General features: G+C 59.9%; 4 protein-coding genes. 1 reads left to right on the top strand and 3 read right to left on the bottom strand.

All coding sequences use genetic code 11. The features are described from left to right. From POTG_RS00455 to POTG_RS00445, 3 genes are all read right to left on the bottom strand, one after another. On the bottom strand, positions 1-687 hold a 687-nt coding region (locus POTG_RS00455), incomplete at its 3' end, for an AAA family ATPase (protein WP_036643691.1). Further along, the gene (locus tag POTG_RS00450) at positions 684-2,003 is read right to left on the bottom strand and encodes a metallophosphoesterase family protein (protein ID WP_036643873.1); all 1,320 of its coding nucleotides are present in this window, start codon (positions 2,001-2,003) and stop codon (positions 684-686) included. The genes POTG_RS00450 and POTG_RS00455, both read right to left, overlap by 4 nt. An 18-nt stretch (positions 2,004-2,021) precedes the next feature. Next, entirely contained in the window at positions 2,022-3,143 is a 1,122-nt protein-coding gene (locus POTG_RS00445) for a glycosyltransferase family 4 protein (RefSeq protein WP_036643689.1), read from the bottom strand. 337 nt (positions 3,144-3,480) lie between these two features. On the opposite strand from POTG_RS00445, the gene POTG_RS00440 reads away from it, so the two are divergent. Further along, on the top strand, positions 3,481-4,419 hold a 939-nt coding region (locus tag POTG_RS00440), incomplete at its 3' end, for an RsmB/NOP family class I SAM-dependent RNA methyltransferase (RefSeq protein WP_198136132.1).

Here is a 4,419-nt window from a genome sequence, read left to right as displayed (position 1 = left end):
CTCCAGCTCCTCCAACACGTCGTTGTACCGCGGCAGCAGCGCTTTGGCCGCCTCGGCCTCGCGCTCCAGCCGCTCCACCGCCTGGAGGAGCTGAGCGATTTCCTGCGTGCGCCCGCGCGGCCGGTACAGCTTGTCCATGTCCTGGACCAAGCGTTTCTCCCCGCGCAGCACCGCCGCTCCGCCGCCGATCCCGGCGTGGAACAGGTAGCGGCTGAGCTCCTCCGACTGCAAGGCGCCAACTTCTTGCAGCTCCGTCAACGACACGGCGAACAGCTGCTTAAACATCGCCTTGGACAGACCGCCGAGGAGCTCCCGCTGCATCTCCTCTTGCGACGCCTCCCGCACGCCGCCGCGTTCATCGCTGCGCGTGATCCGCAGCCGGTCGCCGCGTGTGCCGGGCAGGTTCCGCCCCTCCGGCGGCTGCGCATACCGCTCGATCATCCAGCGCGTTCCGTCATCGCCCAAGATTGTCAGCACCCCGCCGTGTGCACCGCCCCGCAGCGGCTCATACCGTTCAGCCGCTGCCACCCGGGTAGGGATGCCAAACAGCATCGCCCGGACAAAGCCCAGCAGCGTGCTTTTGCCTGCTTCATTGGGACCGTACAGCACCGTTACTTGCCCCGGAAGCTCCACGTCCAGCCCATTCAGGCGGCCAAAGCCGCTGATCTGCATCCGTTCCAGCTTCATGAGACGCTTCTCCCTTCCCGCGACGACGGCGTATCTTCATTCAGCAAGGTAGCCGCCAGCTCCTCAGCCCGGCGTACCAGCTCCAGCTTGGCTTCCGAATTCAGCTCCTGCAATATACGCCGCAGCTGCCGGTTGTCCGCCAGCGGGGCCAACGCGGTGCCAACCAGCTCCTCCACCCGTTCAGGCTCCGCTGCCGTCCGTTCTCCTAACCGGAACAGCTCACCGAGGAAGCTGTCCTCCGCAAGCAGCCCCTCGCGGTCCAGCTCCATCCCGGTTTCCAGCTTGAAGCCCGCTGGCCATACGATTCCTTCGCCCAGCCCTGCAGCCTCGAAGCGTCCCAATTCTTTGCGCCGCAGCTCCTGCAGCAGCTCCGCCGCTTCCGGTCCTGATTGAAGCATCCCATGCAGCGGCCCGCGCCCGGTAAAAATCAACCGAACCACCGTGATCCGATCAGGCTCGGCTTCCCGCAGCTCGTCCAGCCGCTCCTCGACGCTCACCTTCAACGCTTCTTCCGTAGCCAGACCGTCGATCGCCAGGCCGCTCTCCAGCCACAACACTTGATCGAGCCGCCGAAAGGACAACTCCGCTTCTCCGTTCTCCGCAACCTCCACCAGATAGCAGCCCTTCGGGCCGGTTTCCTTTAAGCTGCGCCCTTGAATGTTGCCTGGGTACACGACCCACGGCGAGTCGCAAAGAATCTGCCGCTTATGGATATGACCCAGCGCCCAATAGTCGTATCCCGAGGCCTGTAAATCGCGAAGCGAGCATGGCGCGTAAGCGTCATGCCCCTCCTGGCCGTCCACGTTGCCGTGCAGCAGCCCGATGTGGTAGAGCGCCGAGCCCGGCTCGCGCCGATACTGGATCGCCAAATTCTCATGCACCGCCGGGGTCGGATAAGAAGCCCCGGTCAGCACCGCCACCGGCTCCCCGTCGCTGCGCCGTACAGCGATCACGCTTTCCGCCTTGGGACCAAACTCCGTCACATGATCGGGCAAGGCTAACCTGAGCCTCCGGCCGGACAAAGGGTCATGGTTCCCCCGGATCAAATATACCGGAATGCCGTGCTCCCCCAGCTTGTCCCAGCCCTCTCGCAGGCGCAGCTGTGCGCGCAGCGAAGAATCTGAAGCGTCGTAAATATCGCCGCTGATCACCACGAAATCAACGGCTTCCTCGATCGCAAGCCGAATCAACCGCTCGAACGCGGTAAAGGTAGATTCCCGCAATAACTCGCGCAGCCGATCCGGCACACCGGACATCCCCGAAAATGGGGTATCCAGGTGCAAATCGGCCGCGTGTAGAAAACGAAAGGCTTTCATCCGCACAACAACTCTTTCCTATTTGAATTGCAGGTACAGCTTCTTCAACTCGTGGACCACCCGGTTCAGCGAGTAATGAGTTTTGGCCTTCTCCGAGCCGCTACGGGCCAGCTGATAACGGTAATCCGGATCCACGATCACTTTCTCCAGCGCCTCGGCTAAGGCCTTCGGATCTTCCGGAGGCACCAGCAGACCGTTCACACCGTCCTCAATTTGCTCGGCAATCCCGCCGATCCGCGTTCCGACGAGCGCAAGACTGCACAGCGCCGCCTCGGCAAACACATTGCCAAATGCCTCCGCCCGGGAAGGCAGCACGAAGATATCAAAGAACGGCATAAATTCCTCGGGATGCAACGTATACCCGTAAAAAATCGTCTCGTCATAAATGCCCAATCGCTGCGCCAGCTGCTCCAGCTCCTGACGGATCGGACCGTCGCCGATGATGTGCAGCACATAGTTATGACCGCGCTTCTTCAGCTCCGCGCATGCATGCAGCAACGTATCCAGTCCTTTGGCCGGCACGAGACGGCAGACGGTGACGAGCTGAGCGACTTCATTTTCATGAGGGACCGGTTTAAACCGCTTCTCGTCAAACCCGTTGGGAATCACGCCGATGGCCGCAGGATCGTCCACGTACGGCGCCAAATATTCGGCAAAGGATTTCGATACGGTGAACAACCGGTCGGTGCGATGCTCCAGTTCGCGATACAGCGACGTAAGAAACCGGTGCTCCGGCCCGTTCTCCCGGATGCGGCCGTTTAGAATAAGTTCTTTTTCATAACTCGAATGAATGCTTTGGATGACCGGCGTCTGCGGAAACACTTCCTTCATCGCCAGCCCCGCGATCGGGTGATGGGCATGGATGAGATCGTACGGCTGCTTCAGTCGCAGCTTGGTCCACCACAGATAGTCGCGATAGGTTTGCACGTATTTTTGCACGATCGGGCTGTCCCCGTATTGCTGCCAATCAAAGGTATGAAAAATAACGGGATCGCTCCCCTTCGAACGGATCCGTTTTGGCAGAGAAAACAACTCCATCTCCCAATGAGGAGGATTAAACCGGTCTTGCAGGTACGGAATCATCGACGATACGCCCCCGGGCTGTTCCGGTGGAAAAAATAAAGCCTGCAGCAGTTTCATTGTGCTTCTCCTTTGCATGTCGTTACGTTTTGGCGAAAAGTCCGCTTCTTTTTCCATTATGCCATAGGCAGGAAGGAACATCCATTCCCCTTTTTTGCGAGTCATAAGAAAAACGTCTATCGACGTACATTCAAAGTAGACAGACCGCGTTTAGCGGATGTTTTTCTTGCGATATCACGATGCCAATCCCACGAAGTTTATACTTTCTGATATCTTCAAAAAGTCACTGCTTTATCAACTGCCTCTTTTGTGAATAAAAAGCGATATGATAAACTGCTGAAGTAGAGATGATCCGGCCTCCGATGGCCTTTTTTAGATTTTGGAAGGAGCAACAACGATGAGTCATCCATCCCTGCCGGCCACATACCTTGAGGCGGTAACGGCCCTGCTCGGCCCGGCCGAGACCGAGGCGTTTCTGGCAAGCTATGATGCGCCTCGCACCTATGGACTAAGATTAAATACGCTAAAAATCACCCCGTCCTCCCCGGCGGCAAACCAGCTCGCGGAGCTGTTCGCCTTGCGTCCGGTGCCCTGGTGCGGGACGGGCTATTATTACGAGGAATCCACGCGGCCGGGGAAACACCCATACCATGCTGCCGGTCTCTATTATATTCAGGAGCCGTCAGCGATGTCCGCCGTGGAGCTGCTTGACCCGCAGCCCGGTCAGACGGTGCTGGATCTAGCGGCTGCGCCCGGCGGCAAAACGACCCAAATCGCTGCAAAAATGGCCGGGCAAGGCCTGCTGATCAGCAACGAAATTCACCCGCAGCGCGCGCGCATTCTAGCGGAAAACGTGGAGCGCCTGGGCATCCGGAACGCCGTCGTGACGCAGGCGGCACCGCCGGCGCTCTCCGCCCGCTTCCCGCTTGCCTTCGACCGCATCATGCTGGATGCCCCTTGCTCCGGCGAGGGGATGTTCCGCAAGGATCCCGACGCGATCAGCGAGTGGTCGCCGGAGGCCGTGGAGCTGTGCGCTGCCCGGCAATGGGACATCCTTCAGGACGCGGTCGCGATGCTGAAGCCCGGCGGCCGGCTCGCCTACTCGACCTGCACGTTTAACCGCCATGAGAACGAGGACACCATCGCCCGTCTGTTAGCGGAGTACCCGTTCCTGCGGCTGATTGCCGAGAAACGGATCTGGCCGCACCGCGAGCAAGGGGAAGGCCATTACGTCGCCCTGATCGAACGGGATCATGACGAGAAAACTCCTGCGATCTCCGCTGCTATCGCCAATCGGGAGGGGGCGGACGCCGTTCGCCGCGGCGGACGTGAGCGC

This window comes from Paenibacillus sp. oral taxon 786 str. D14, from assembly GCF_000159955.1.
GTDB lineage: Bacteria > Bacillota > Bacilli > Paenibacillales > Paenibacillaceae > Fontibacillus > Fontibacillus phoenicis.
Note: the sequence above shows the minus strand (reverse complement) of the source record. Positions and strands in the feature narration are given on the sequence as shown.

What these genes read in the sequence shown, in the direction of transcription:
- POTG_RS00445 (WP_036643689.1), bottom strand. Translation starts at nt 3,143, where the DNA reads ATGAAACTGCTGCAGGCTTTATTTTTTCCACCGGAACAGCCCGGGGGC.
- POTG_RS00450 (WP_036643873.1), bottom strand. Translation starts at nt 2,003, where the DNA reads ATGAAAGCCTTTCGTTTTCTACACGCGGCCGATTTGCACCTGGATACC.